The 1,327-nt window shown below is 67.3% G+C and carries 1 protein-coding gene; it reads right to left on the reverse strand.

From position 1 onward, the window contains the following. Nucleotides 1-203: 203 nt before the first annotated feature. A partial coding sequence (locus FNU79_RS18935) for a wax ester/triacylglycerol synthase domain-containing protein (protein WP_143722340.1) occupies nucleotides 204-1,327 on the reverse strand: 1,124 nt, incomplete at its 5' end.

Here is a 1,327-nt window from a genome sequence, read left to right on the forward strand (position 1 = left end):
GGCCCAGTGGCCTGACTTGCCCAATGCCACCCCAGGCTTCTGAAGCCCAGGACCGTCCATGCTCCATGCTGCTGACCAGTGCGGGATCATCCAGACCTCCCTATCTCATAGGATCGCCACGTCCCCTCTTCGGCAGTTCAGACACAGCTCCTGGACAACATCGGTGGCCTGGTTCACTGGTCAGCCGTAGCTGGCTGGAATATTCAGGGCCCACTGGCCACGGTAACCGCTTCCAGTTCGCGCTGCAAACCGTCTCGCAAGTCACCCAGGTCTGGGCAGGTCTCGGGATCGGCGATCAGGGTGATGGTCAGGGTGCCCACGTAGGAGAGCACCGCGAACGAGACGGTGACGTTCCCGCTGGCCGTCGCCAGCGGAATGATCTTCAGGATGGGATGGCCGCCCAGATGGACGGGAAGCTGCGGCCCGGCTAAATTGGTCACGAAAGTATGGATCAGGCGTTGATGGTCGATGAACCGCTGGTAGAGTCCCAACTGGGAGAGCAGCTGGAAAACCGGTCGAAGCAGCGCGTTCGAGGCACCCGGCGCAGCGCCTTTCGCGGCGCGGGTGAGTTGGGCCACCGTCCTGAGCCGCTCGAACGCCTCACCCGTGGCGGGCAGGCGAACCGGCACGACGGCGCTCTGGTTGCCCAGGGTCTGGACGCCCGTGTGAGGCCGGAACGAGACTGGTACCGACAGAACGAAGCTGTCCGCCACCTCCCCACGTCCGGCCAGCAAACTGCGGAGCGCCCCGACAACCACGCTGAGCACCACGTCGTTGATCGTCGCGCCCTGGCGGTGGGCCACCTCACGCACGAGGTTCATGTCGCACTCGACGGTGGCGAAGCGCCGACGGCTGCCGGTGGGCTGGTTAAGCGACGAGGGAGCCAGGCGCGTGCGGAGGGCTGGCCCGAACAGCTTGATGCTCCGAACTGCGCCAGCCAGCACGACCGGGAGGCGTCCAATCGCACGGATCCCGGTCCTGGCCGCGTCGGCGATGAGTTGGGCGCGGGGAGGTGCGGGGCGGGGGAAGGACTCCTCGGGCGTCCCGCACAGGGTGTCAGCGAGCCCGGCCAGCAGCGCCAGACCACCCAGGCCATCGGCCAACACGTGGTGCACGCCGAAGATCAGGGCGGTCTGACCGTCGCCCACTGCCGTCACCAGGGTGGCGGCCCACAGTGGCCGGTCTGGCGGGAGGGCCGCCGTGAATACCCGGCCTGCCACTTCCAGCACGGCCTGCCGGCCTCCGGGTACCGGGCACTCAACCACGGACACATGATCGGCGAGGCTGAAGCTGGGGTCATCGACCCAGAGCGGTCGACCCCAGCCGA

The organism is Deinococcus detaillensis (assembly GCF_007280555.1).
In the GTDB taxonomy this organism is placed as follows: Bacteria; Deinococcota; Deinococci; order Deinococcales; family Deinococcaceae; genus Deinococcus; species Deinococcus detaillensis.